15 protein-coding genes are annotated in these 26,479 nt (G+C 41.5%); all 15 read left to right on the top strand.

Annotation, left to right across the window (positions count from 1 at the left end; genetic code table 11):
• Window positions 1-108: 108 nt before the first annotated feature.
• The 15 genes from KN811_RS18370 (at window position 109) to KN811_RS22050 (ending at window position 26,478) form a co-directional block, all read left to right on the top strand.
• A complete protein-coding gene (locus KN811_RS18370; RefSeq protein WP_187965014.1) occupies window positions 109-348 on the top strand; it encodes a hypothetical protein in 240 nt (79 codons plus the stop codon).
• Window positions 348-638, top strand: a complete 291-nt coding sequence (locus KN811_RS18365) for a type II toxin-antitoxin system RelE/ParE family toxin (protein WP_187965013.1) — start codon at window positions 348-350, stop codon at window positions 636-638. Before KN811_RS18370 ends, KN811_RS18365 begins: the two co-directional genes overlap by 1 nt.
• A 58-nt stretch (window positions 639-696) precedes the next feature.
• Window positions 697-915: a hypothetical protein gene (locus KN811_RS18360; RefSeq protein WP_187965012.1), complete on the top strand. Its 219-nt coding sequence runs from the start codon at window positions 697-699 to the stop codon at window positions 913-915.
• Window positions 916-2,868: 1,953 nt separating this feature from the next.
• A complete protein-coding gene (locus KN811_RS18355) occupies window positions 2,869-3,684 on the top strand; it encodes a FliH/SctL family protein (RefSeq protein ID WP_187965011.1) in 816 nt (271 codons plus the stop codon).
• Window positions 3,681-4,280 (top strand): hypothetical protein, encoded by a 600-nt coding sequence (locus KN811_RS18350; RefSeq protein WP_187965010.1) that lies wholly within the window; start codon window positions 3,681-3,683, stop codon window positions 4,278-4,280. Before KN811_RS18355 ends, KN811_RS18350 begins: the two co-directional genes overlap by 4 nt.
• Window positions 4,277-7,600 (top strand): RHS repeat domain-containing protein, encoded by a 3,324-nt coding sequence (locus KN811_RS18345; RefSeq protein WP_187965009.1) that lies wholly within the window; start codon window positions 4,277-4,279, stop codon window positions 7,598-7,600. Before KN811_RS18350 ends, KN811_RS18345 begins: the two co-directional genes overlap by 4 nt.
• Window positions 7,601-7,606: 6 nt before the next feature.
• Window positions 7,607-8,335, top strand: coding sequence for a hypothetical protein (locus tag KN811_RS18340; protein WP_187965008.1), 729 nt, complete (start codon window positions 7,607-7,609; stop codon window positions 8,333-8,335).
• Between the two features lie 21 nt (window positions 8,336-8,356).
• Entirely contained in the window at window positions 8,357-12,673 is a 4,317-nt protein-coding gene (locus tag KN811_RS18335; protein ID WP_187965007.1) for a DUF6443 domain-containing protein, read from the top strand.
• A 1-nt stretch (window position 12,674) separates the two neighbouring features.
• Window positions 12,675-13,187 (top strand): hypothetical protein, encoded by a 513-nt coding sequence (locus KN811_RS18330; protein ID WP_216334946.1) that lies wholly within the window; start codon window positions 12,675-12,677, stop codon window positions 13,185-13,187.
• A gap of 481 nt (window positions 13,188-13,668) precedes the next feature.
• Window positions 13,669-14,700, top strand: coding sequence for a hypothetical protein (locus KN811_RS18325; RefSeq protein ID WP_187965005.1), 1,032 nt, complete (start codon window positions 13,669-13,671; stop codon window positions 14,698-14,700).
• Between the two features lie 83 nt (window positions 14,701-14,783).
• Complete coding sequence (locus KN811_RS18320; protein WP_187965004.1) at window positions 14,784-15,644, top strand: tail fiber protein; 861 nt, start codon at window positions 14,784-14,786, stop codon at window positions 15,642-15,644.
• A 7-nt stretch (window positions 15,645-15,651) separates the two neighbouring features.
• A complete protein-coding gene (locus KN811_RS18315; protein ID WP_187965003.1) occupies window positions 15,652-16,188 on the top strand; it encodes an OmpH/Skp family outer membrane protein in 537 nt (178 codons plus the stop codon).
• A complete protein-coding gene (locus KN811_RS18310) occupies window positions 16,175-16,810 on the top strand; it encodes a hypothetical protein (RefSeq protein ID WP_187965002.1) in 636 nt (211 codons plus the stop codon). The genes KN811_RS18315 and KN811_RS18310 overlap by 14 nt, the downstream gene beginning before the upstream one ends.
• Before the next feature lie 19 nt (window positions 16,811-16,829).
• Complete coding sequence (locus tag KN811_RS18305) at window positions 16,830-21,857, top strand: hypothetical protein (protein ID WP_187965001.1); 5,028 nt, start codon at window positions 16,830-16,832, stop codon at window positions 21,855-21,857.
• A 388-nt stretch (window positions 21,858-22,245) separates the two neighbouring features.
• Window positions 22,246-26,478, top strand: a complete 4,233-nt coding sequence (locus KN811_RS22050) for an RHS repeat domain-containing protein (protein ID WP_187965000.1) — start codon at window positions 22,246-22,248, stop codon at window positions 26,476-26,478.
• Window position 26,479 lies beyond the last annotated feature (1 nt).

Raw genomic sequence — 26,479 nt, 5'->3', positions numbered from 1 at the left:
TATTGACACACGTTTTCTTTTTGTGATTTACGGCAACATATCAAAAAAGAAAGTATATAAAGAGAGGTCCTTAAAAATACCGTATATTTGATATATAATACTACTATTATGGGAGCATTAGAGTTAAGAGAAAAGTGGAAACGATCCATAAAGACTGTAGATATACGGTTTTTACAGATGGTGGATGCACTTTATGAAGGCTATTTCAAGAATGAGGTTGTTGCTTACCATCCGGATGGGTCTCCGATGACACGCCAGGAGTACAAAATGGCATTGGATATTGCAGAAAGCCAGATAGATCAAGGGGATTACATATCTGCTGATGAATTTGAACAAGAAGAAAGTTAATGGCCCGTAAAATAACCCAGGTGGTCTGGACAAGGCAAGCCAGGGAATCTCTCAACGCTATTTTAGACTATAGGTATAAAGACATTCCTACGGCAAGAAGGATTGTTAGAAAAGATATTATTGGCGCTTCTAAAGAAATTGTATTTGCCGAACAGTACCAACGGGATGAAATATTCCAAGAATATCGAAGGATAATCGTTCGGGACTATAAAATACTTTACAAAGAACAAAAAGGGGTTGTATATATTCTTAATGTAATATGTACTAAAGCCAATACCGAAACTTCATAATTTTTTTCCCAACCAGTCCTCATTTGAACCATAGAAACGAACCGATTCTGGCCTGTTTATGCGAGAAAACTTCGAAGGGGATAACACTTTTGAGGATATCCAGGCCAAAACAGGGATAGATAAACAACGATTAACCGATATCTATTTCAATACCGGTGCGCCTGAGCCCTATGAATTTCTGCTCATTGAAAAAGCCGTGGGGAAAGAACCGGGTGAAATGATGAAGGCGTATGTTGAAAAATATTCGGTAAAGAAACTTTACCTGGCGCTCGTTTGAGTGCAACGGAAACGAGTGCCACCCTTATAGCCCCCACCATACATGCTACTCTGAGTCGCTATTTTTTAATGATGTCAATATAACAAAACAGAGTAATAACCAACTGGCCCACGTTTAAGCGCAACGAAAACGAGGGCGTATCTTAAAAAAGCGTTTACTTCGATAAACTCAGTACGGGTGTAACGCTCTTACTTTGTTAGAGAAACCTGCAATTGGTCGTCATAGCGGTTATCGTTCTTATAATCCTGCCCGGGTCATCCGGAAGCGCTCCCGGTTGTGGAAACTACTGGGGTTTTTATTCCCGGACAAACCCGAATAGCCCCATATAAGGGCATGCGTATACACCGAACCGGGTTGGGTTTGCCGCATTCCCATCTCCTTACGCCGCTAACATAACCCGGTTTGTCGTATAAGCAATTACGTATAATTTCATCAGTAGCCTGCTAAGCCTTTAACAGAACTGCTTATGCAGCTTACCCGTTCCCTTAAGCCGTTAACGTAACCCGGTTCGCCGCATAGGGAATTGCATATGAATTCATAAGCAACCCGGTAAGCAGTCAACAGAACTGCTTATGCAGCTTACCCATTCCCTTGAGCCGTAAACGTTACCCGGTTTGCTGCATAAGCAACCCGGTAAGCAGTTAACAGAACTGCTTATGCAGTTTACCCATTACCTTGGGCCGCCAACGTAATCCGGTTCGCCGCATAAGCAATTACGTATGATTTCATAAGCAACCCGGTAAGCGGTCAACAGTACTGCTTATGCCGCAAACACAACCCGGTTTGCCGCATAAGCAATTGTATATGAATTCATAAGTAACCCAGTAAACGGCTAACAGGAACGGGTAAGCCGCATACCGGGCCCCTTCCGGCGTATACGCAATCCCTTAAATGGCTGTTTCCGGGCTTTAAAGCGGAAAAGAATGCGCTTATCGTGAGTTCCCCGGTCTTCTGAAGATACGCGGAGGTATCCGGTGGCGCAACAAGGGAGATACCATGATCCCGATAAGTATCGGGACCAAATCAAATCGTCACCCCGTAAAAAAGTGTTGAAAGCGATGCATGACAAGGGGGCAAAGAACGCAGATTCATTTTTGGCGGACACTGATGATATGAGAAGGTAATTTTACTTCACGCGACAGAAAGCGGTGGCATACGGATGCGAGTTCCGTCCTTTCTTTGTAAAACTTCACTATTTTAGAGGGAAGTAACCGGCTGCTTTCTATTTATTGTGGTCTAATAAGAGAAGCTATAAAATTTCTGAAAGCGAATTACGGATTTCCGTAAGGCATTTGACCTGATGTTTATTTCTTTTGCTGTCTGGGCAAAGAGGTTTTAAGAGGGCGTATGGGTAATTCTTGTCACTTCCCTTCGAAAATCTCAGCTTAGCTATATGATGCATATGAATATATATCTATGTGGTATATAATCAACTATTTATGAGATTATTGATGTAGTGTAAAATTGGAAAAGTATTACTCTTGATTTATAAATCCAGGGTATAAGTTTTTGCTTTTTATCTTATTTTGCCATATTATTATATCAGAAAAATAATATACTTTTCATCAAAAAGTAACATTTGATGTCTTTTGTACAGGGAAAAAAGGATTATATTTAAATGTCGTTTTTTATAAAAACTCAAAAAGCCAATGAACTAAAATTACATCTTTCCCCCTAAACCTGAAACCCTGGCAGTCGCCAGGTCTTATTATCCCCCCTAAAAAGTATAACTCTCCTTGAGTAGAAAAGGCAGAGGCTGGTTTGTATAAAATTTAAAAATACGCACTTTTTCACAGGAATAGATGGATTTAATTTTCACTGATAAACAGGGAAAGTGGGGATTTTATGTCAAATATAAATGAGGCAGACTCTCTGATTATTATGACCAGGAATCAAGCAATGTTAATTTATTTCAAACTAATATACCAAATCAATACAAATGAAAAAAAAATTTTGCTTTTCGCTTTTGCCCTGTTGGGTTTTTTAAGCAAGGCACAAACAACGCATACAAATTCTTTTGCAAAGGAAATTACCGTGAATAATACGGTCATGGTAGAACTGACAGACGAAACAGGAAATCCGTTAAATGTAGGAAGTATTTACAAAGTGCGCCTAGTGACCAGGGGAACAGGGACTAATACCGGCGCTGAATACCTGGTATGGTACAACCCCGATGCGTCTGTATGGAACCTCAGGGCGGTGACTTTAGCAGGGGATATTTCCAACCATCCGTTGCTGACCATTGATAATAATGTCGTGAAAGTAAAGACAAACCATAGCAATAATTATAGGATTCGTGTTTTTATACAGGAACTGCAAATGGGGGAATCAGATGTGGAACCTGATGTTTTTGGACCTTCATATCATTGGCAGAGAAAGGGAAACGGGCTCTTCTATACCGATGGAAGGGTAGGTATAGGCACTACTGATTCCAGTAATTGGAAGCTTGCTGTAAACGGTAATATCCGGGCCAAGGAAGTCAAAGTAGAAACGGGCTGGAGTGATTTTGTGTTTGAGGAGAACTATCCTCTGCCCACTTTGGAAGAAGTAGAACAGCATATTATAAAGAAGGGTCACCTAAAGGATATCCCCAGTGCCAAAGAAGTTGAAGAAAACGGGATATTCCTTGGGGAGATGGATGCCAAACTATTGCAGAAGATAGAGGAACTGACCCTGTATATCATAAAGCAACAGAAAGTTATGAAAATCCAGGGAGAAGCGATACAGGAATTAAAAAAAGAAATAGAACAATTAAAGAAGAACCAATGATGAAAGAAATATTTACTTATTTATTGACTGTATTGTCCGTGTTATTCTCACTGAGTACAGAAGCGCAGGTACAGACAGGAGTTTGGAGAACGCCATCCGGGAATACAGATTATCACCATTTTACCAGAAATAACTCAGGAGGTGCCGCCGTATATATCAATCAGGTTAGTACGGGGCCTATACTAAGGTTATCAAGTGGGGAAAATGCCGCTAATAAAGGGGTGAAATTAACCGTAGAAAATGATGGAAGTATGGGGATTGGTACCACGAATACAGGTGCCTGGAAACTCGCAGTGAATGGTAACATTCGTGCCAAAGAGGTTAAAGTAGAAACTGGCTGGAGTGACTTTGTGTTTGATGAAGGTTATGAACTTTCCTCGTTAAAAGAGGTAGAAGAACATATAAAAGAAAAAGGTCATTTAAAAGACATACCAAGTGCAAAAGAAGTCGAAAAAGAAGGAGTGTTCCTGGGAGAGATGGATGCTAAATTACTGCAGAAGATAGAGGAATTGACGCTGTATATTCTTCAGTTGAACAAAAAAATAGAAATCCAACAACAACAAATTGAACAGTTAAAAAAAAGAAATAAAGAATGAAAAAGCTATTACTAATCTTAGTAGTATTTATACCTAATTATTTGGCATTAGCACAGTCTTCTTCAGAAATAACTTCATTAAATCCCACTCTGCAAAATTATTTACCCCCATCTCCTGAAGTAAGTGCGATGATGAAATTCGGGGACATTCCGGTTGGTGAAGCCACAGGCATTCCTGACATAAGTATACCGGTTTACTCTTATAACCATCCTTCGAATGGTTTAAAGCTGGATGTGTCGTTGAGCTATCATGCGGGAGGGATTAAATTGAACGAACCTTCTTCTAGTGTTGGAATAGGATGGGCATTAACTGCAGGCGGTGTTGTTTCCAGGATGGTTAGGGGAATTTATGACGAAAAGCCCAATGTAGGATTTATTTATCAGGACGAATTGCCCGATGAGATTGACGGAAACTCACCCGGAACCGTAAGTCTGAGACCTTATAATAATATGTATGGTAATGTTTTGGATAATCAATCCGATATATTTAGCTATTCTTTTGGGGGAAAGAGTGGCAAATTTATGTTGGGCAAGAATAATGATATTTTAGTGTTAAACCGAAGCAAGATAAGGATTGAAAAAACGATAGGAACAGTCACGATATATGGTAGTAATGTCCAATTAATAAAAAGTTTTACCATTACTGATGAAGATGGTATGAAGTACGTTTTTTCCGCCTACGAATCCACTGTTAATTTGGGTGATGGAGTCAGTAATAAATATACCTCTTCCTGGTATCTGACAAAGATCATATCTCCAAAGGCAAGTGCTTCTGCGACCAGTATAAATTTTGAATATGAATCTGATGGCATCAATAATTATAATACCAGTCAATATAAGTCTACCCACAGGAGGATTGATGGTACCGGAAACGAAATAATGTCCGGTGGTACCGCTTCGCAAAATCTGATAACCCGGTTTTTGAAAAAAATAACGTTTCCGAATGGGGTTATTATGACCTTTGATTACGAGACCAACGGAGTTGATAATGCCATAGGACGGCATCTAAAGAAAATTACCGTAACAGATGGAGAGAACACCCAAGGATTTTTACTGGAGCAGGATTACTCTTTAAATCGTTCTACTTTAAAAAAGGTGACTTCCTTTGGAGGATCGGAAACCAATACAGACACGCCTTATACTTTTGAATATACAGGAAGTTTGCCGGATCGATATAGCAGTATCCCGGACCATTGGGGATATTATAGAGGAAGCGGCGGCAGCTGGATTCCAAGGGAAATAGTTCGTGGAGGATTTGGCAAGGGAATATATGAATTATCAGGAGGGGACAGGGATACGGATCCTGATCATGTCAAAAAAGGGGTTTTGCGGAAAATGACTTATCCTACCGGAGGATATACCATTTTTGATATGGAAGCTAATGAGGCAGAGGACAATTGGTTAGACCAGGATTTTACCGTAACCGTTCCGGGGCCTGCTTATAGAAATAAAAGTGCTTCGGCTTATGTAAGTAGTGATGCACCATACAAATCCATTATAGCGGATATTCCTTTTGAAGGCGAAAACAATACAATCACCACTATGGAAATGACCGTATCCTCAGGAACCGCCTTGGAGTGTCATGGCGATTGTAAGATAGTAGCCGAAATATACAAATCTTCTGACCTTTCCATAGCCAATCTTGTATCAGTACAAGAAGTGCCTTATAACTCATATGGTTCCAGCAAAAGTTTTTCACTTAGCAATCTTATAAAGGGAAATAACTATAAAGCTGTTTTATACACAACCGGGTTGACCGATTATTCCACTTATGTGATGATCAATTGGCGGGAGCAAATGCCGGGAGATACTCACCAGGAAACCTATAGGCATAAACAGCCCTATGTAGGGGGACTGCGTGTAAAAAAGATCACGGACTATGACGGAGTTCATTCTACCCCTGCTAAAACCAGGACCTATGAATATGTTATGGAAGATGGGGAAACTTCTTCAGGAACTTTAGGAGTCTATCCGCAATACAGTTATGCTGCATTCTATGATAATTTGAGTAATCCTAATAATGGGGCCTATACACCACCTATTACTCCACCTGAAATCTATTTGTGGACTGAGAGTAATGTGATTGTACGAACCAGTTCTCCGTTATTTGACCTCTCTACAATAAATGGTAGCCCGGTAGTTTATAAAAGAGTTGTTATTAAGACTGTCGCTGACGGAATTTCACAAGGAAAAGAAGCTAAATATTTTACCAGTTTTGCTGACTTTAGGCCGGTAAGAACTACTTCTTTCCCTTTTGTACCTATCCAGGTCGATGCCTGGAACTACGGTTTGTTGAAAAAGCATTTGATATATGACAAACAGGGTAATTTATTAAAAAAAACGGTAAACACATATGGATATTCACAGGGTTCTTATTTTCAAGACCCTATCCGTCGCGAAAATTTCAGATCCATAACCATAAGCCCGGTTAAATTTTTTACCGGCGCATATGAACCCAGGTCTAGTGAGACACCTCCATTGGGTATGCCAATATATTTTCTGAGCAGAAGTTTTAATCCGAAAACAAGTCGGGTAGATCTTAAACAAACTATAGATAGCACTTTTTCAGGAGGGACACCTGTTGTGGTGGAAAAAAATTATACATATACCCCCAATTATTTTTCCCTGAAAACTCAAAATACCATAACCAGTGAAGGAAAGATTTTAAACCGGTATTTTACCTATGCTTATGATGAATTAGGAACGACAAACGATCCTGGCGGAGCACACCAAAAGCTGATAGATAACAATGAAATACACACAGTGACCAGGGAAACAACAAAAATAAAAGAAACGACAAACGCTAATGAAGTCCCGCTGGTTTCTTTAAGGACGAAATATAAAATCCAGGGCAACCAGGTATTCCCCGATGAAATACTTACTTCCAAGGGAACAGCACCTTTAAGCCCCCATGTGCAATATCACAAATATGATAGTTATGGCAACCCGGAGGAGGTTTCCTTGGTAAGCGGTCCGCATATTGTTTACTTATGGGGTTATAATGGGCAACAACTCATAGCCAAGATAGAAAATGTCACTTCTTATAGTAGTATTCCTTCCGGTTTGGTAACCGCTGCGAAAAACGCATCCAATACGGGTACGGAAACCAGTCTGATAGCTGCCTTAAATGATATTCGGAAAGCCCTGCCGAAATCTCATGTAACGACTTATACCTATAAACCCTTGGTGGGAATAACAACGATAACGGATCCCATGGGCGAGGAGACGACGTATACTTATGACGATTTTAACCGTCTGGAATTTATCAAGGATGAAACCAACAAATTATTGGAAGAATATAAATATCACTATAAAAATTAAGGAAAGATGAAAAAACTATATATCCTTTTTGTATTTCTTAGCTTAAGCCATTTAGGTATATCGCAGAACCAGTATCCAACTGCAACGGGATCCAGTATATTGATTGATGGAGGCGGTATAAACGTGATGAGGCCTGCTACTACAGGAGGCTGGGCCCGAGGAATAAGCTACTTTAAGGCTAAAGGTGATATCCGCTATGGGGGAATAGGGATGTATGGAGGAGGAGAAACTCCTCATTACATATATATAACTCACGGAGAAACGCCATGGAAAGGTAATGGTTTATTTATGTTGCCCAATGGGTATGTAGGTATAGGCACGACTTCTCCCGATGCTAAACTGGCAGTAAATGGTGTAGTGCACAGTAAGGAGGTCAAGGTAGATCTGAGTGGCTGGAGTGATTTTGTGTTTGAATCGGGCTACACCCTGCCCACACTGGAAGAAGTAGAACGACATATTCAGGAGAAAGGTCATTTAAAGGATATTCCCAGTGCCAAAGAAGTAGGAAAGGAAGGGATACACCTTGGGGCGATGGATGCTAAACTATTGCAAAAGATCGAAGAACTGACTTTGTATACGATAGCCCAGGAAAAGCAATTGCAATTCCAAAAGGAAAAATTAAAAGAGAGGGAATCGCGGTTGTCAGCGATGGAAGTCAGGATTGAACAATTGGAGACCATGTTAACCAACCTTATACGCCATGAGGATCAAATTAATGCGAATAATGGCCAGTAACCTTTTAAGATATTTTTGTTTATGAAAACAAATTACACGACCTACGGTATACTTTTTTTATTTTTCATTTTGGTACGGCATGGTTATTCCCAGGTTGTAACACCGACCGCAATAGATGACCCGGACCCGGGAGAGAACACAACATGGTTCCGGGATTCGGACCAGGATGGATTGGGAGACCCTTTTTACGGCAAAATCTCGGAGACCAAGCCGTCGGGATATGTTGCGAACAAAGATGATTGTGATGATAGCGACCCAACTATTCGCTATGCCCAGAACTGGTTCGAGGATGCCGATGGGGATGGATATGGTTCTACCCTTACGCGGAAAAAGGCTTGTTTTCCCCCAATGGGCTATGTCGGGAATGCGGATGATTGTAATGATTCCAATGCAAGTATTAACCCGGCTACGGTGTGGTATTCGGATGTTGACGGCGATGGATATGGTAATGCTTCGGTGACAAAGAAGGGTTGTAGCCGCCCCTCGGGTTATGTGCTGAATGGGGATGATTATGACGACAGTACCTCAAAGATCACCAATATTGCCCCCCGCTATTTTTACAGGGATGCCGATGGGGATGGTTTTGGTGACCCGAATAATAAGGTGTATTATAGCAAAGCCCCTGAAGGCTATGTAGAGGATAATACGGATGAGTGCCCTGGGGAATATGGAACCGATAATGGCTGTAAGCCAACAACCCCGGTGCCTAATGACGAGAACTACATCCATACCCGGATCTATCAAAGGGGGATGAGTGTTCCCGATAGTGCATTATACAGCGGAGATGTCATAGAAACAAAGGTTTATTATGACGGTTTGGGGCGGCCCATGCAAAGGGTGGCTATCCGGGCTTCCCCGGATAAGAAAGACATTATCACCCATATCGGATATGACGCCTATGGTCGCCAGGCAAAGGAATGGCTGTCTTATAAGTCAGGGGGAGATGATGGCAGTTACCGGGATACGGACCAGGAAATTGCCACGAAGAATTATTACATGGACCATTATCCGGAAGATTTTCCAGGTCTGGAAAATGTGGATGTTAATGCCTATTCTCAAAAACAGTTTGAGCCTTCTCCTTTAAACCGTGTACAGAAACAGGCAGCCCCTGGGAAGGCGTGGAAGCTGGGGAGTGGTCATGAAATAGAATTTTCCTACGATACAAATAGTTCCCAGGAAGTCCGTCTTTACAAAGCGACCACGACGGCAACAGAAACAGCTGGAGATGTATACACATATGAACCTTCTTTAAGTTTATCCACGGCTAACGGGGGCTATTATAAGGCGGGAGAATTGTACAAAACGATCACGTATGATGAGAACCATAACGGGACGGGCAAGGACCACAGCACAGAGGAGTTTAAAGACAAACAGGGCCGGGTAGTGCTGAAGCGGACTTATAACAATGAACAGCCCCACGATACGTATTATGTATATGACAATTACGGCAACCTGACTTATGTGTTACCGCCCAAGGCAGAAGCCCATTCGGCCAAGCCCAATGCTACAAAACTAAAAGAGTTGTGCTACCAATATGTTTATGACGGGAGGAATCGTTTGGTAGAAAAGAAGATTCCCGGTAAGGCCTGGGATTATATCGTATATAATAAGTTGGACCAACCTGTATTGACCCAGGACTCATTGTTAAGGGCCGACGGTCAATGGCTGTTTACCAAGTATGATGCTTTCGGGCGGGTAGCTTATACGGGAATAAAAAAATATTCCAACGGGAGGAAGGCCTTGCAATATGCAGCCAATAACAGTATTTTCACGCAATATGAAGCCCAGGAATCTACAGCCGTTGCATATGCAGGAGTCCCCGTGTTTTATAGTAGTAAAGCCATTCCCAAGGCGATGGATGAGATCCATACGATCAACTATTATGACACCTATGTGGGGACGGCCGGATTGAGTGTACCTGCCAGGGTATATGATAGGCCCAAGGCCACCAATACCAAGGGGCTACCCACGGTAAGCAAGGTCAGGGTACTGGGCACGGCTCATTGGATCACGACCATTACGGGATATGACAACAAGGGCAGGGTGATCTATACGGCCAGTAAGAACCCTTACCTGAATACCACGGATATCTTAGAATACAAGCTGGATTTTGTAGGGAAGATACTTGAAACTAAAACGACCCATACCAAGGGCAGTAATGCTCCTATAGTGACCACAGACCAGTTTGAATACGACCATGCGGGGCGGTTGATACGGCAATTACAGTGTATTAACGGGGATTGTGGAGGAAGTACCTCAGGAGAGGACCTGGTGTTGAACAGTGCAGTTACCGGCACAACCGATAAAGTGGCGGGTAAGAGTATTAGGTTAACCCCTGGTTTTCATATTAAGGCCACCAGCAGTGTGAGTTTCAGTGCATCGATCAGCCCTGCAGGTGAACTTATTGCAGAGAATGGCTATGACGACCTGGGGCAGTTAAAGGAAAAGAAGGTGGGAAATACGCCGGATAAACCTTTACAAACACTAAATTATGCTTATAATGTACGGGGTTGGTTAAAGGAGATCAATGATGTGACCAATCTAAGCAATAAGCTATTTGCGTTTAAGATCAATTACAATACCAAAGAAATGGGGGCCTCCAACACGCCGCTGTATAATGGTAATATCAGTGAGACGATCTGGAAGACTGCCAACGATTTAGTTGGAGGAGAAAGAACCAGGGGTTATGCCTATACCTATGACGCCCTGAACCGGATCACCTATGCCGATTATGGGATAAAGACTACGGGAGGGTTTAACTTAAGTACGGGCTATGACTTGCGGGTGGACAATTATGACAAGAACGGAAATATCACGAGCCTGTACCGGAACAGCCAGGCCCCCGGTGAAGCTATGGACGATATTCGCTATGTCTATAATGCTGGTAATATCGGGAATAAGCTATTGAAAGTAACCGAGACTGCGACATCAATCTATAAGGATGATGGGTTTAAAGATGGTGCCAATACCAATAATGAGTACACTTATGACCCTAATGGGAATCTGAAAACAGATGCGAATAAGGGCATTACGGGAATTACGTATAACTATTTAAACCTGCCAACTAAGGTTACGGTAAACAACCCGGAACATACGGGGAATATTCAGTATATTTATGGGGCGGATGGTAGCAAACTCAAAAAGGTGGCGGTAGCTAATGGACAGACCACTACTACCGAGTATGCAGGGAATTACATTTATGAGAATAGCCAACTCAAGCAGGTAAGCCACCCGGAAGGGTATTTTGAGCCGAAAGCTGGGGGAGGCTATCAGTATGTTTATTATCTGAAAGATCATTTAAATAATGTGAGGATCACCTTTGCCGATGATAATGGAGATGGTACAGTCGGAACCTCGGAGATTCGGAGGGAACAGAATTATTACCCCTTCGGGCTGGAACATAAAGGGTACAATAATATCCTCAATGGCCCGGAAAACAACTATCAGACGTATCAGAGCAAAGAACACGAAAAGGAGCTCGGTTTAGACTGGCACGACTTCGGGGCAAGGCACTATATGGCCGATATTGTCAGGACAACTACACAAGACCCGTTGGCTGAAGAGTTTTACAGCGTCTCGCCTTACAGTTTTTTGAACAACTCGCCGCCGAACTTTATCGACCCGGACGGAAGGGCAGCATTCAATCCAATATATGGCGAGGACGGTAGCTTCTTAGGAACGGATGAATATGGGTTGAAAGGAGAAGCTATTATTTATGGGGGAGAGTTTACCCAAGGGATGAACCAGTTAGATATTTTAGAAGAAGGAGGACAATTTTTATCTGATTACGCTTCTAACTTACCGGGAGACCAATTTGCCAAATTTGATGACCCCACTTGGAATAAAGTTTTTTCACATAGTTACGACTTGAAAGATAGACCTGATTATGATGGGGTTTTAACTCTGTCAGAAGCTAATGCGTGGGCAAGAAATGGAAATGGAGAACCTTTATTTGTAGACGCAGGAAAAATAGATTTATCTACTATTGATATGGGAGATTTCAGAAATAAAAATGGGTTTTATAGAACTTCGGGGTATTTTAATTTCATTAACCCATTGCAACCGGACTACTTCAACAAATCAGTTGGGGAAGTATATGGAAGTATAAAAATATCCGTTTTAAATAACTCCGGAGAAGTCCAGTTAGGAGGAGCTAATGGATTGATAGATGTTTATAATTTTGAGCAACATAGAGGAGGTGGAGCCAAAATATGGACGAGGAATCAATTAACTAAATACGGAAAATATAAGGCCACCGTTAACGGGCGTTATAATATAACTGACTTTAGTATATATGGTTACGGTAAAGCATATTTAACTAATTTAGGTGGATATTAATATGAAAAGAGGTTATTTTATATTGGTTGTTATTTTTATGGTTTCTTGCGAATCATATATCTACGATGAGATAGATTTAGAAAACGTTTTTGGTGTTGAATCGGCGGTCGAGGATAAGGTATATAGTTATAGTGAATTTGCAGGGTTTCAAGGGGAAGGATATATATTCAATGAATACATTTTAACAGAGGAAACTGTTTCCAATTTCTTAAAATCTACTTCTAAAGACACTTTCCCGAAAAAGGATGAGTATAAATCAAAATGGGAGCTTATTAATTGGAAAAAAGGTCTTGTTTTAAATGATAATATCATAAATATGTTATCTGTTTTTGAAGGAGACACAAGCAACGAAGATTTACAAAATCAATTAGAGGGCTTAAAGGATAATATAGGAACCCCCAATAATTATTATTCCTTATTTTACAAGGGTTCAATTGAAGAGCCTTATTCTATTGAGTTATTAATTATTAATCCTGATAACAGGAGTTTTTGGGTTGTCAATATTGTCACATAATCTGCTTAAATAAGTATTCTTGTGATAAGATACAATGGCTATTTTATTAAATTAGAGATAGAGAAAACCCCACTGGCGCTCTAAAGGAACAAAGCGGAAACGAGCGCCTATTTTCTATGTGCTTACAACGCCCGGAAAAGAAGCTGCCAATAACAACGGAAGATGTACCGATCATAGACGCCAAATCTTTTGGTTTTGTATTTTTTCTGTTCTGTTTATCCACAATTTAAAGGAAAGGTAACGTTCGGAATTTTCAATAATAAAAAAATATAGTACTTTTAGCCTAATAATACAAAAACTCCAAAAAGCCAATGAACTAAAATTACATCTCCCCCCTAAACCTGAAATCCTGACGGTCGTCAGGTCCTATTATCCCCTTTCCCCCTAAAAAACAGAACTCTCCTTGCGTAAAAAAGGCAGAGGCTGGTTTGTAGTTTCCGCAAACAAAATTTTTAAGAGTTAACATAAAATCCAGACATCTATGAAAAAAGTATTACTACTGTTTTTCGCAATTCCCTTAATTTCATATGGCCAGTCCAATACTTTTCCTACATCGGGGAATGTGGGGATCGGAATTTCTTCTCCCTCGGAGAAACTGGAAGTCCGGGGGAATACAAAATTTATCCGGCAATCGGGAGGGCAGAATTATATAAAAATTGACCATGACGCCGGCGGAAATTATATCACCAGCGATGACCCGGGTATCAATCAAAAAAGCATGTATATTCAGGTATCTCCAACAGGTTCCGGCAAAATGGACAGGCATCTTTATTTCCGTGCCGGGAAGACCATAGCAGGGGATTTAATAAGCAGGATGGTAATAAGAGGTGATGGAAACATAGGGATCGGAACAAATAATCCAGGAGCAAAACTGGATGTCAATGGTGCTTTCCGGGCAAAATATAATACCTCAGGAGAAAGAAAAATATATATGGAAGCTCCATCTACCGGGAATCATCGGGGTAATGGTACCCAGAATGTCACAGGCTTGGTATATCGTATGGACAATCCGGCTTCGGGAGACCCTATTTTTCAGATAAGAAGCCAGGGTGAGGCGGTTCGTTTTTTTGTAGAGCACGACGGCTGGACGGGAAGTAGGGATAATTCCGCCTGGTTTGGGGGGAGTAAAGGGAATTATTTTAAAGGAAGTGTAGGTATAGGCACAACATCGCCTGATGCCAAACTTGCTGTAAATGGGGTTGTACATAGTAAAGAAGTTAGAGTAGACCTGAATGGCTGGAGTGATTTTGTGTTTGAGGAAAATTATGAGCTACCTACTTTGGAAGATGTAGAATTGCACATTAAAGAAAAAGGCCATTTAAAGGATATTCCCAGTGCTAAAGAAGTAGAGCAAAATGGGATATTCCTTGGAGAGATGGATGCCAGATTATTGCAAAAGATCGAAGAACTTACATTATATGCAATTGAACAACAAAAAATGATAAGAGTTCAGGGGCAGATGATACAGGAATTAAAAAATGAAATTCAAAAAATGAATAATAATCGGAGATGAAAAAAATATACATTCTTTTAGTTCTATTCTCAAGCTATTTTGGTTTTTCCCAAAATCAATTTCCAACATTAAAGGGATCAAATGTGAAGTTGGATGGAGGGTATATAGAAGTAATAAGGCCTCAAACAACGACAGGCTGGGCACGTGGATTTATATACAGGCATGACAATAATGCAGAGAGCACATTTGCCGGTATAGGGGTATATGGCAGTGGAGAAACTCCCAAATATTTGTATATGGGGCATGAACGTTATGCATACAGGAATGGTAAGGGAATTTATATACTTCCCGATGGAAGTACCGGAATGGGAATTACATCCCCGGAAAGTAAACTGGATATTTACGCCCGGGGAGATGGTGTTTCTTTGCTCAAACTTAATACAGAACGTCCCTGGGAGTTTATGCAGGTGGGGACAGGCGCTGCAACTAGCCTGGCATTGAGAGCCAGTGCCGGGTTAAAGTATTTTAAGATACAGTCTCCCGGAGGAGTGGATAATGCCAGTTTCAGGGTAAGTGATACACCGGCGGACAACAGGATATTTTTGTTAACACAAGGAGGGCGATTGGGCATCGGGACTGTTTCTCCGGATGCTGAGCTTACGGTAAAAGGAAAGATACATAGCCAGGAAGTCAAGGTAGACCTGGCAGGAGCAGTAGCACCGGATTACGTGTTTAAAAAAGATTATTATTTGCGTTCCCTGGAAGAGGTACAAAACCATATAAAGGAAAAAGGGCATTTACCGGGAATTCCCTCTGCTAAAGAAATGGAGAAAGAGGGGATTAATCTTAAGGAAATGAACTTAAAGTTGCTGGAAAAGGTGGAGGAATTAACCTTATATACATTGCAACAGGAAGAAAAGTTCAAGTACAAAAACGAACAAATAAGCAATCTGGAGAATCGAATAAGAACATTAGAACAATCAATTACAAACAAAAAACAATAATTATTTGATGAAAAAATTACTATTTCCTGTTTCTGTTTTGGCCCTTATTATCAGTATAGTTTCATTGGGATGGTCTGTGTTTTCTAAACCGGACCTCGTTTATGTGGATGTAAATAAATTAATGGAAGGCTACAAACGTTCCAAGGTAGAACGCGAAAAATTCAACCAGAAGGCAACAGCTCTGAAAGCCAATATAGACAGCTTGGTGACCGACTGGCAAAAGGAACTAAAAAAATACGAGAAAGAACGGGCTTCCATGAGCAAAAAGGAGCTGGAGCTACAACAGGAACTCCTGTCTAATAAACAGCAGCAGGTCAATAATTATCAGCAGGCCATTCAACGGCAGATCCGGGAAGAAGATCAGAAGATGACACAGACGGTCATTAATGATATTAATGATTACGTGAAGGAATACGGTAAGAAAAAAGGGCATCGTATTATTTTCGGGGCCAGCGGCGGCGGGAACATCATGTATGCAGCAGATGCGGCAAACCTTACCGAAGAAGTTTTAGACGGACTAAATGCGGAATATGACAAAAGGTAGCCTCTGGTATTGTAGTGTACTATGCCTTTTGGTAGCCTGCTCTTCCCGGACATTTGATACGGAAGAAAGCCTGCTGGCTTATATCCGGGAGGAAAGAAATGGCTATATGCATCACAAAAGGGTAAACGGTGTGGGCTTTTCCCTATTGTACAAGCCTACTGACCTCCTGGTCAATCAGGAATTATATGATAAAGCAGACCAAAAAACGATTGATTCGCTCAGGCAAAAGTACAACAAGTATATGTACTTCATTTTGTCGATGTCTAAAAACAACCAGGAGCTCTTGAATAACGTGGCCGGAGATCGTGGCCGTTTTGGAGGAATGATCAATGAATTAGCTTTTGAAATGGATCAAAAAGTACACCTGTACACACCGAAAAAGGATACTTTGCCGATGGCAGATTTTATTTACCCCCGAATGTACGGAATGAGCCGGAGTACGGATATTATGTTGGTATACTCCCGGGAAGAAAAATATCTAAGAGACGAATACATCAATGTAACTGTTGAAGACCTGGGGTTTTATACCGGGGAGGTAAGATTTAAAATTCCTACAAAGGGCATACAGAACGAACCGGAATTAACATTTAATGTTGTTGCATTCAAAAGTGTAAAAAAATAAAGATAAAATCAAACAACCCATGATAAAGACAAAATTCTCACACAAAGTTATTGCTGTTTTTTTGACGGTCAGCTTTTTACAATCTTTATTGCCTTATAATATGTTACAGGCCTCCAACAATGGCCCTACTGCTCCCGAAGCCACAGGTTTTGAACCAGTGGATGCCACCGATATGGTCAATTTGGTAACGGCAGATTTTTCATATGTGCTCCCTTTGTTAAATATACCTTCTCCTGAAGGAGGTTATCCCTTGGCATTGGCTTATCATGCGGGAATAGCTATGGATCAAGAGGCTTCCTGGGTGGGATTGGGATGGAGTTTAAACCCGGGGGCGATAAACCGATCCGTGAATGGATATCCAGATGGCTATAATCATGCGCGCATATGGGAATATTTCTATGATGAAGGAGGGACCGAGGAAATGTATTTTTTATCCCTTGGCTATTCTACGGGATTATTTTCTGTCGGACAAAGTTTTTCTTGGGGCAGTAACCGAAGTCTGGGAGGAGCAGTAAGTGTGGGATATGGTATCAATCTGGAAGGAGTAGGTAATTTGGGCGGACGTTTATCAGCGGGCAGTAATGGGGTAGGGGTAGGTGTTGGTATTACTACCAATTCAGGGCTTTCCCTTGGTGTCAATGCTCATTCTTCTGGAAATCATGGTGCTTCAATTGGATTTAATAATAACGGGGAGGGTTTTGGCATAGGTCTTTCATCTTCAGGAACAATAAGTATTTCGGGAACGATAAATAATAATTCGATGGGAATCAGCTTCTCATCCGATGGTATCGGAGGATTTCATATGAGTTCTGAAAATAGTACTAATGATGTAGTACAAGGTGCAGGGATAGGAACACAGATGGCTTTTAATACTACAGTAAACATGGGAAACTATGTCACCAGGATGAGTAAGAAGATAACCCCCCTTGTAGTTGCTACCAAGATAGGGGTATTTAGCCTGACCTTTGGTAAACAGCGTATGAAATATAGCTTGAGTCATATTGGAGGAATATCGGTCACAGGTCCTTTAAATTATTATCGTGAACCATACGATCCAGCTTCTCAAAGGGATTTTAAAGTAGGAAAGATATTTATGGATTTTTATGAAATTCCCTTAGAGGGAAATGGTATAGCTTCGGAGAATATCCCTGAATTTAACAATCCTGTATTTCCTGCCTATGATAATTATAATGTGCAAGCTCAGGGGTTATCTGGTGGAATGTCTTCCCGTTTATTTGAGAATGGGGCACTTTACGGGGCATCGAAGCGAGATGATGACAGTGGCTATAAGCTGGTTTACCCTTCTCTTATGGATGCGGATAATAGTGTTATTAGATATGTTCCGGAACATGTTAAGTTTAAGGCGGCTCCCTATTTTAGTATGGACAATGAAATAAGTACCTACCTTGGCATAAAAAAGGCAAATTTTAATACTTCTGCGACAAACGCCAATATTTATGATCATTATACAGATGGAGTTGATAATACGTTGAAACCGAGAAGAGCGAATGGCAATTATATAGAGCATTTTACTAATGACCAAATTATCAATGAAACAGCAATAGTGAGGTCTAAAGGCTTTTTGTCTCCCATCGCAACTGGATTTAACAGGGAAAATGCCCCAAGCGATGGTATAGGCGGATTTAAAATTACCGCGCCGGATGGTAAAACCTACCATTATTCTCTTCCCGTATACAACCATGAAATTGTTACTCGAACCTTTGGCGCTATTCAAGAGCGGACGGAAGAAGCAAAATCTTATTTTGAGAGGCGTCAATTAGATCCCTATGCCACACATTGGTTACTTACAGCGGTCACCGGGCCGGATTATGTGGATAAAAATGCTAATGGTAAGGTAGATAAAGAGGATTATGGATATTGGGTAAATTTTGAATATGGGAAATGGTCAGATGCATTTGTATGGAAAGCTCCTTATGATGAGGATTACTTTATTGATGAAAGTAATAGCGACATAAAGACCCAAATTCGAGGAAGAAAAGAAGTATATTATTTGGACAAAGTTATCACACGTACACATAAAGCCCTTTTTATAAAAGAGGAAAGGGACGATGGGCAATCTATTGCCTGGAGTTATAAATCCGTAGAGCATGGAGAAAGAGTACAGAGCAGTAGCGATTATAAAGAGCGGTTTAGGATACCGATGCAAAAACCACTACGACTAAAGAAAATTGTATTAGTAAAGGAAACAGATGATGTTGCTAAAAACTCTGGAGGAGTTGGAGATACGGGAAGTGTAGAAATATATTATAATGGAGTGGTAGGATCCAAAAGAGAAGCGGCTGGATATAATATGAGAAATAATGTTCTGGACGATAGTGATAACTGGTCCCAAACTTTAGATAGATCAATAAAATCTATAGATTTTGCTTATGCTTATGATTTGGTTAGGGGGACGCCCAATACCATGGAAGATTTAGGGAGGTCAACTTTGGTGGGAGCTCATTTTAAGGGAAAAGGCGGAGCTTCCATGATACCGCCTTATAAATTTAATTACAATGAAGAGTTTGATTATCACAAAGAATACAAAGATGACTTCGGTTATAATAGACAAAATAATAGTGCATGGTCACTAAATGGCATTACAACACCTCAAGGAGCAGAAATACTTATAAATTATGAAACTCATTCACTAAAACCTGTATTTAATTCCTCCGTTTCTTTCGTTAAAGGAACTGGTGATTATACAATTTCCAGGGTCGATAATGTCACGTATAGGATAAACTCCAGTCGTAATTTGGGAATACAGGTAGGAGAGTCCCTTTCTTTTGAATATGATCGAAGATGTGTTTGGGAAGAACCTGGAAATTGCGGAGGACCTTGCGGTGGTGGAGTGGAAAATTGTGATTTTGAAGCTACTGCTAAGGTAATCACCCATGAAGGAGGAAATAAATTTCTTATAAAGATTCCCGATTTTGAATGTAGTCACCTAGATCAACTGTATTGTATTTCTTCTTCAGAAAAATTCTCTGCGTCCTACAAAATTCATAACGCACTAACCAATATAGGGGGTATACGAACTTCGGGGATCACAGTTAAAGATGGAATGGGAAATTCCTATACCACTCAGTACAAATATGGGAAAAATGAAAACGGAGTAGGTTATGTTTCTTATCTGCCGTTTGCCCCGGAATTACAGCAAGAACTTCCGTATAGTGAGGAACTTCCAGCCCCTAAAGTGATGTATGAATACACTACTGTGGAATCAGAAACAGGAGAGAAAATCCGCTATAAGTTTAATGTAATGAAAGAAAAATCTCCTGATGCTATAAAGTACGGAGATATTTATGAAATATCCCAGACGAAACAGAATTTGGTGAGAAATGACGGTACAACGGTGGATATTAGTAGCTATACGGTAAAAGATAATATAGCAGCTATTGGACAATTATTGGAAGTTGGGACGTATAACAGAGAGGGGCAACTTTTAAGTAAAATAGTAAATGATTATTATCCGCCTGGTTCAACTCCAAACAAATTGGGACAAATTCAAGAGTCATATCAAAGTTATAAATGGATCATTTATAGTGATGATTCTAAAAATGACAAATGGTTAGTCAATTCGTCATCACGAATAAAATATCCTAGTCTGTTACGTTCTTCATCTGAGTATAAGGAAGGGCATGTTTTTAAAACGGATTTTAGAAATCTTGATGCTATTACAGGCCGGGCCAGTGAGGTAGAAATGGTTTCTAGTACAGGAGATCGTATCCGGTCCAAAACGGTATTTGCTTATAAGAAATATCCGAAAATGGGAAGTAAAGTGGCCAATGTAGCATATAAGAATATGCTGGTACAACCTGCCGCGAATTACAACCAAATTATGAATAATAATGGTAATTGGAGAACTACGGGAGTCGGGATTACAACCTGGAAAGCCTGGAATAATAATGTATGGCGAAAACATAGAGCTTATACCTGGAAAGGAGAGCTAAATGCAGACGGAACCCTTAAAAATTTCACGGATAATTTTGATTGGTCTGCCACCACGGATTCCCAACCCACAGGGTGGCAAATGTTGTCTGAAGTTACCCGTTACGATCTTTATTCCAATCCTCTGGAAATTAAAGATGTCAATGGTAATTTGGCATCTACGAAATGGGGAAATAACAAGGTGTTTTCCACCTCCAACGCAGCCTATAACACCATGTTTTATTCCGGGGCAGAAGATGTCAGTGGTAATACATTCAGCGGTGGTGTTACCAAAGATGCCTCAGCTTCAGTGATCTCGTCCAGGGCCCATACCGGTAGTAAATCCATACAGGTAGCGGCCAATGTCAGGGCATTTAAGGCTACACCTGGGACTACAGGCCCCTATCGCCTCTCGGTTTGGGCACATAAATCCAATTATAAAAATACCCGTGTTATTTCAAATGGGAAAAATTTTAGTTATAACCAGGAGGAAACTGTTGCTGCTGGGAATTGGGTACAGCTTAACTTTATTGTAGATGTGATTTCCGGAAAAGAAGTGTCTTTAACTACTACCTCGGGTACTGCCTATTATGACGATTTCCGTTTACACCCGGTTTCTTCATCCATGAATTCATATATCTATAATGAATATGATGAACTTACCTATATTTTGGGACCTAATAATATGGGAACAAGATATGAATATGATGCAGGGGGGAGGTTGATAAAAACCTATGCAGAAGTCGCTGGCACCACAAATAATCCAGGAGGATTTGAACTGGTAAAAGAAATGGGGTATAGATATATGCGGGATGTCAATGAAAGTCCGTATGATCCTTTAATATTATCTCAAAGTCAGTATGATACTAATCCCTACCGTGTTGTAGCCTATACCACGGGGGGAAGCGGAGAGTTTGAATATCGTTGGGCGATCAGTTGTAATGAATATTCAGACAATTACGGGGAATGGACTCATGTTAACCAGGAGGGACTCTTGTCAATGTGTCCAAATAATAGAGTTTATGTACGTTGCCAGGTAAAAGATCTCACGACGGGAGAGACTAAAACCACTTCCCGTAGTTATATTCTGGAAGATACAAAACCGTCGTCCAATTAAAAACTTTTTGTGTCAAAATGAAAAAAATAGAATTATGAAAAAAACAATATTCATATTGCTTCTATTGTCCATAATTATAAACCAAGAAATATATGCACAATATAGGATTGATGGCCCGACTACGGTAAATCACGGTACAACGCATACTTATACAATAGTTCCTTCGGGTCAGGTTCCAGGTAGAGCCAGGATTACCGATGTTTCCTGGAATATTCAGGGAGGTACAGGGGAACCGCATAACAGACCGGTCAATATAATAGTCTGGGATGGCGAACGGTATAATAGTACTATAGCGGCTGATTTTTTAGTTGATGGAGAAGGGCCTTATTCAGCGTTTCTGCAAGTTAAGGTTAATGGAATTCTTCCAAGTGCTCCACCAAACCCCCGTGTGTCGTCGAGAGCATGTGGAGAAGTTACATTGAGTTACTCTGGTACGCCTCCTTCCGGGGTAACCTGGTACTGGCAGGGGAAAAATGCAAACGGGACCAGTACCACTAAAGGATCTGGGACTACATTTAAAGCGAATGAAGGTAGCGATACGTATTATCTGCGAGCGAGAAACAACAGTGGCTGGAGTACAACTTCCGGATCTGTTTATGCAGATATCCCCTCTCCCCCAGTCAGGCCGGATGCTCCCACTATTACCAATAACGATGGGAGTACAGTTTTAACCCGGGGAACACCACCCAGTGGGGTAACCTGGTACTGGCAGGAAACAGAAACAGGGGAGAGTACTTCCAACAGTGATCCGAGTATAACGTTAACCAGCGGAACGGTATATTATCTTAAGGCCCGCCTGAACAATGTGGACTGCTGGGGTCCGGCAAGGGTTATAAATTATACTATAGACGAACCCAATCTGCCACCCTTTACAGTTGCTGATGAAGACAGGAACTGGGTTTCTACGGTGGCGTATGACATTGATGGAAATATGAAAGCAAACAGCGTATCTTATGCTAATGCTTTAGGGAAACCCGACCAGGTACAAAGCGTAGATGTGAAAACCGGTAAAATCTGGGCTGCACAAACCCTGTGCGACCAGCAGGGCAGGCCGGCATTTCAAACACTGGGATCTGCTGTGGATGCCGTAACTCCCAATACATTTAAGTATAGAAGTGATTTTATAAAAAAAGGGAATGGTACTATATACACCACGGCAGATTTTGATACCAACCCCAATAGCCCTGCAACAGTGGGTGCCCAGGCCGGTACCCTGGGATGGTATTACAGCAATAACAATACGGCCGAACCCTACCAGGATATTACCTCTTATCCCTTTGTAAGGCAGGTATACAGTGACCTTAACCCGGGAAGCATACTAAAGACTATTGGAGGGAACAAGGTCAATGGTGTCTGGCCACAAAGCTACGTCTTTACCATGCCCGCTTCCGGGGAACTGGCGCAAACCGTGGCCTTTGGAGAAACGAAATATAATACAACAAAAACAGTAAAGACCATAAGCCGTGACGTTCAAGGGATAGAGAATGTAGTATTTACCGATACCGATGGCAAAACCCTGGCCGTAGCCCGAAGCGGGGGCAGCACCACCCGAAGTATGGCTGTAAACATAGGGGAACAGGGTTATGTAGATATTCATATCCCTTCCGGAACCATAGGTTTTTCTATTACTAAACCTTCGGGAATACAGACAGTTGTTTATAATTTGATTACAGAGGCCAAAACCACCACAGCGACCACTTCACTGCCCAATGGATTCTACCGGGTAGCGGTGGCCAACCCGGGAAATTACAATCCCGTGAACCCTGTAAAAATAACTTATAAAGAAAACTATTACGATTATGCCCTGTACGAATACGACAAGGCTGGAAACCTGGTGATGTCCTATCAGCCATATGGAAATACCAGGGCGAGCAAGCCTAAAACTACCTATCAATATAATACCCTGGGACAACTGGTATATACCAACAGCCCGGACGAAGGTGAAGCCTGGTTTAAATATCGCAAGGACGGGCAGATACGCTATTCGCAGAACAGCATACAAAAAGCAAAGGGAGAGTTTTCCTATACAAATTACGACAAGCTGGGCCGGCCGGTAGAAAGCGGGGTGTTGGTAAGTACAACTTTTAGCACAGCCAACCCTGATACAGCCTTGCCCTCCGGTACCAGAAAAGAGCAGCAGTTTACGGTCTACGACACCGGAGAAAGTGTTTCTGCAGGAAGTAGTTCCAGGACACAGAGTTTTGTGGCCGGCAATGTGGCTAAGACCCGAAATGCTCATACCACCACCTGGTACAGCTATGATATTTACGGCAGGGTTACCTGGATAGTGCAGGATATCGCCGGAGTAGGCAAAAAGACCATAGATTATGAATACCATCCTGTTAGCGGCCTGGTAAGCCGGGCATTGTACCAGAAAGATGTAGCTACCGAACGTTTTATCCACAGGTATACGTATAACGAAGCCGACCAGCTTATCAAGGTGGAAACCTCTACGGATGATAGCAGTTATGCGACAAGGGCTGCTTATACCTATTATGAAAACGGCAGTCTGAAACGTACCGAGTTGGGCAATAACCTGCAAGGCATAGACTACGTGTATAACCTGGCCGGGCAGTTAAAGAGCATAAACCACCCTGCCCTGAACGCTGCCCAAGACCCTGGTAGCGATGTTAATGATGTCTTTGGAATGGCTGTGGATTACCACCAAAACGACTATATGCGTAATATAAGTGCGTTAAGTCCCACTACATATGGCACCGACCGGCTGGACGGCAACATTAAAGGTATCCGTTGGAACAACAAACACCAACCTTTAGCCAATGCCGAAAATGCCTATAGCTATACCTACGACCGTAATAACTGGCTGGCAGCCGCTACCTACGGGCAGTATTCTGAATCTTCCGGTTCGGATACAGATGCGGATATTGCCTCTACTGCCGTTACCGAAAGCGGAAGCACGCTTTCCCTGGAGGCAACCAACAGTATTGTTTTAAAACCCGGTTTTCACGCCAGGTCAGGAAGCACTTTTACGGCTAAGATCGTCCGGGCAGATGGTTTTAAAGAAAATGGCAAAGGCGATTACAATGTGGCATTAACCTATGATGCCAACGGAAACATAAAGACCCTGAATCGCAATAAAAATACGGTAAGCGGCAGCAATGCCATGGATAAGCTCTCCTATACCTATAAAAGCGGAAAACCCAACCGCCTGGATCATGTAGGGGATGCCGTAGGTACAGTAGCCGGGGCAGATGATATAGAAAGCCAGAATGCCGGAAACTATGTATACAATGCCATAGGCCAACTTGTAGAAAACAAAAAAGAAGGCATAAAGTACACCTATAACACGGCTGGTTTGGTTACCCAGGTGCAAAAAAATAATGTACCTTTGGTGAAGTTCTTTTACAACGACCGCGGGCAGCGGGTCAAAAAGGAAAGTTATGTCAACGGTTCCCTCTCCAAAACCGATTATTATGTAAGGGATGCATCGGGGAATGCCATGGCCATTTACCAGGGCACTTCGGCAAAAGAATATCCTATTTATGGCAGTGGCCGTCTCGGAGTATATTTTAAACAGGGAGGTTCTGCGCTTTACCAGGTGGCTGACCATTTGGGGAATGTAAGGGCATTGATACAAGATGATGGGAACCTGGCCGGAGCTACGGACTTTTATCCGGGAGGTATGTCTATGCCCGGAAGAAAGTTAACCGACGCTGAAGGTTACCGATACGGTTACCAGGGAGAGTTCGCCGAAACTGATGTTGAAACCGGAAAGCCTGTTTTTGAGTTGCGATTATATGACCCGAGGATTAACCGGTGGTTGAGTCCTGATCCCATGGGCGAGTTCTATTCCCCTTATCTGGCTATGGGAAATAATTGGGGAAGCACCACAGACCCGACCGGGGGGATGACAGATTGTGAGGGGTGTCCAACTATTAAATTGGATGAAGTAGTAGTCTATGGCAATGCTAAAAATTTTGGAGAACGATTCAACCCTGGATGGGATTCATTTCCTCAATGGTTGTTGAATGCAGATTGGGGGCGTTGGAGTTCTTCTTTCAAAGGTAATTTGGAAGATTACAATCGAGCTTGGGGAACACGTTATACCTCCCATAACGAGGCTTATGGAGATTGGGTCTATGCTTTTACTTATTTACCTGAACATTTAGATCATATAAGAGCTATACATACAGCTACAGGTGAGGCTGCTCAAGTAATTTTCGATGTTGGTACTATTGTGGCTGGAGGAGTAGCTTTAAAAGGTGCAGGGTTAGCTTTTCGGGGAAGTAATCTTTTGTCAATGTCAATGAAAGGGGCTGGAAGAAGAATGTTGACCGAAGGAGTCACCGAAATTATAGGAAACAGAGGGAATTTAGGAAATGTAAATTTAATAGGCATTGGGGCTTCAGCCTTTGGGTCTAATATACTGGCAAGAGGTGCGGGAGCAAAATTTAGTTATAGTTTTAATGAAGGATTTGTTTCTTATAATTTAGACAGGACCGTTGTTAATTTTGCTGTAGGGAGTGCTAATGCAAAGATACACTCGGTGACTAAACTTGGTGGTTCATTCCCGTTCAATAGTGGTTTTGGAAAGGCTTATTTACCAGCATTATCAATAGCCGGACAATCAGGATTAAAATTAATAGGAAATCAATTTTAAA

Source organism: Sinomicrobium weinanense, from assembly GCF_018863395.1.
Lineage (GTDB): Bacteria > Bacteroidota > Bacteroidia > Flavobacteriales > Flavobacteriaceae > Sinomicrobium > Sinomicrobium weinanense.
The sequence above is the reverse complement of the archived record's forward strand: the minus strand, read 5'-3'. Positions and strand labels throughout refer to the sequence as shown.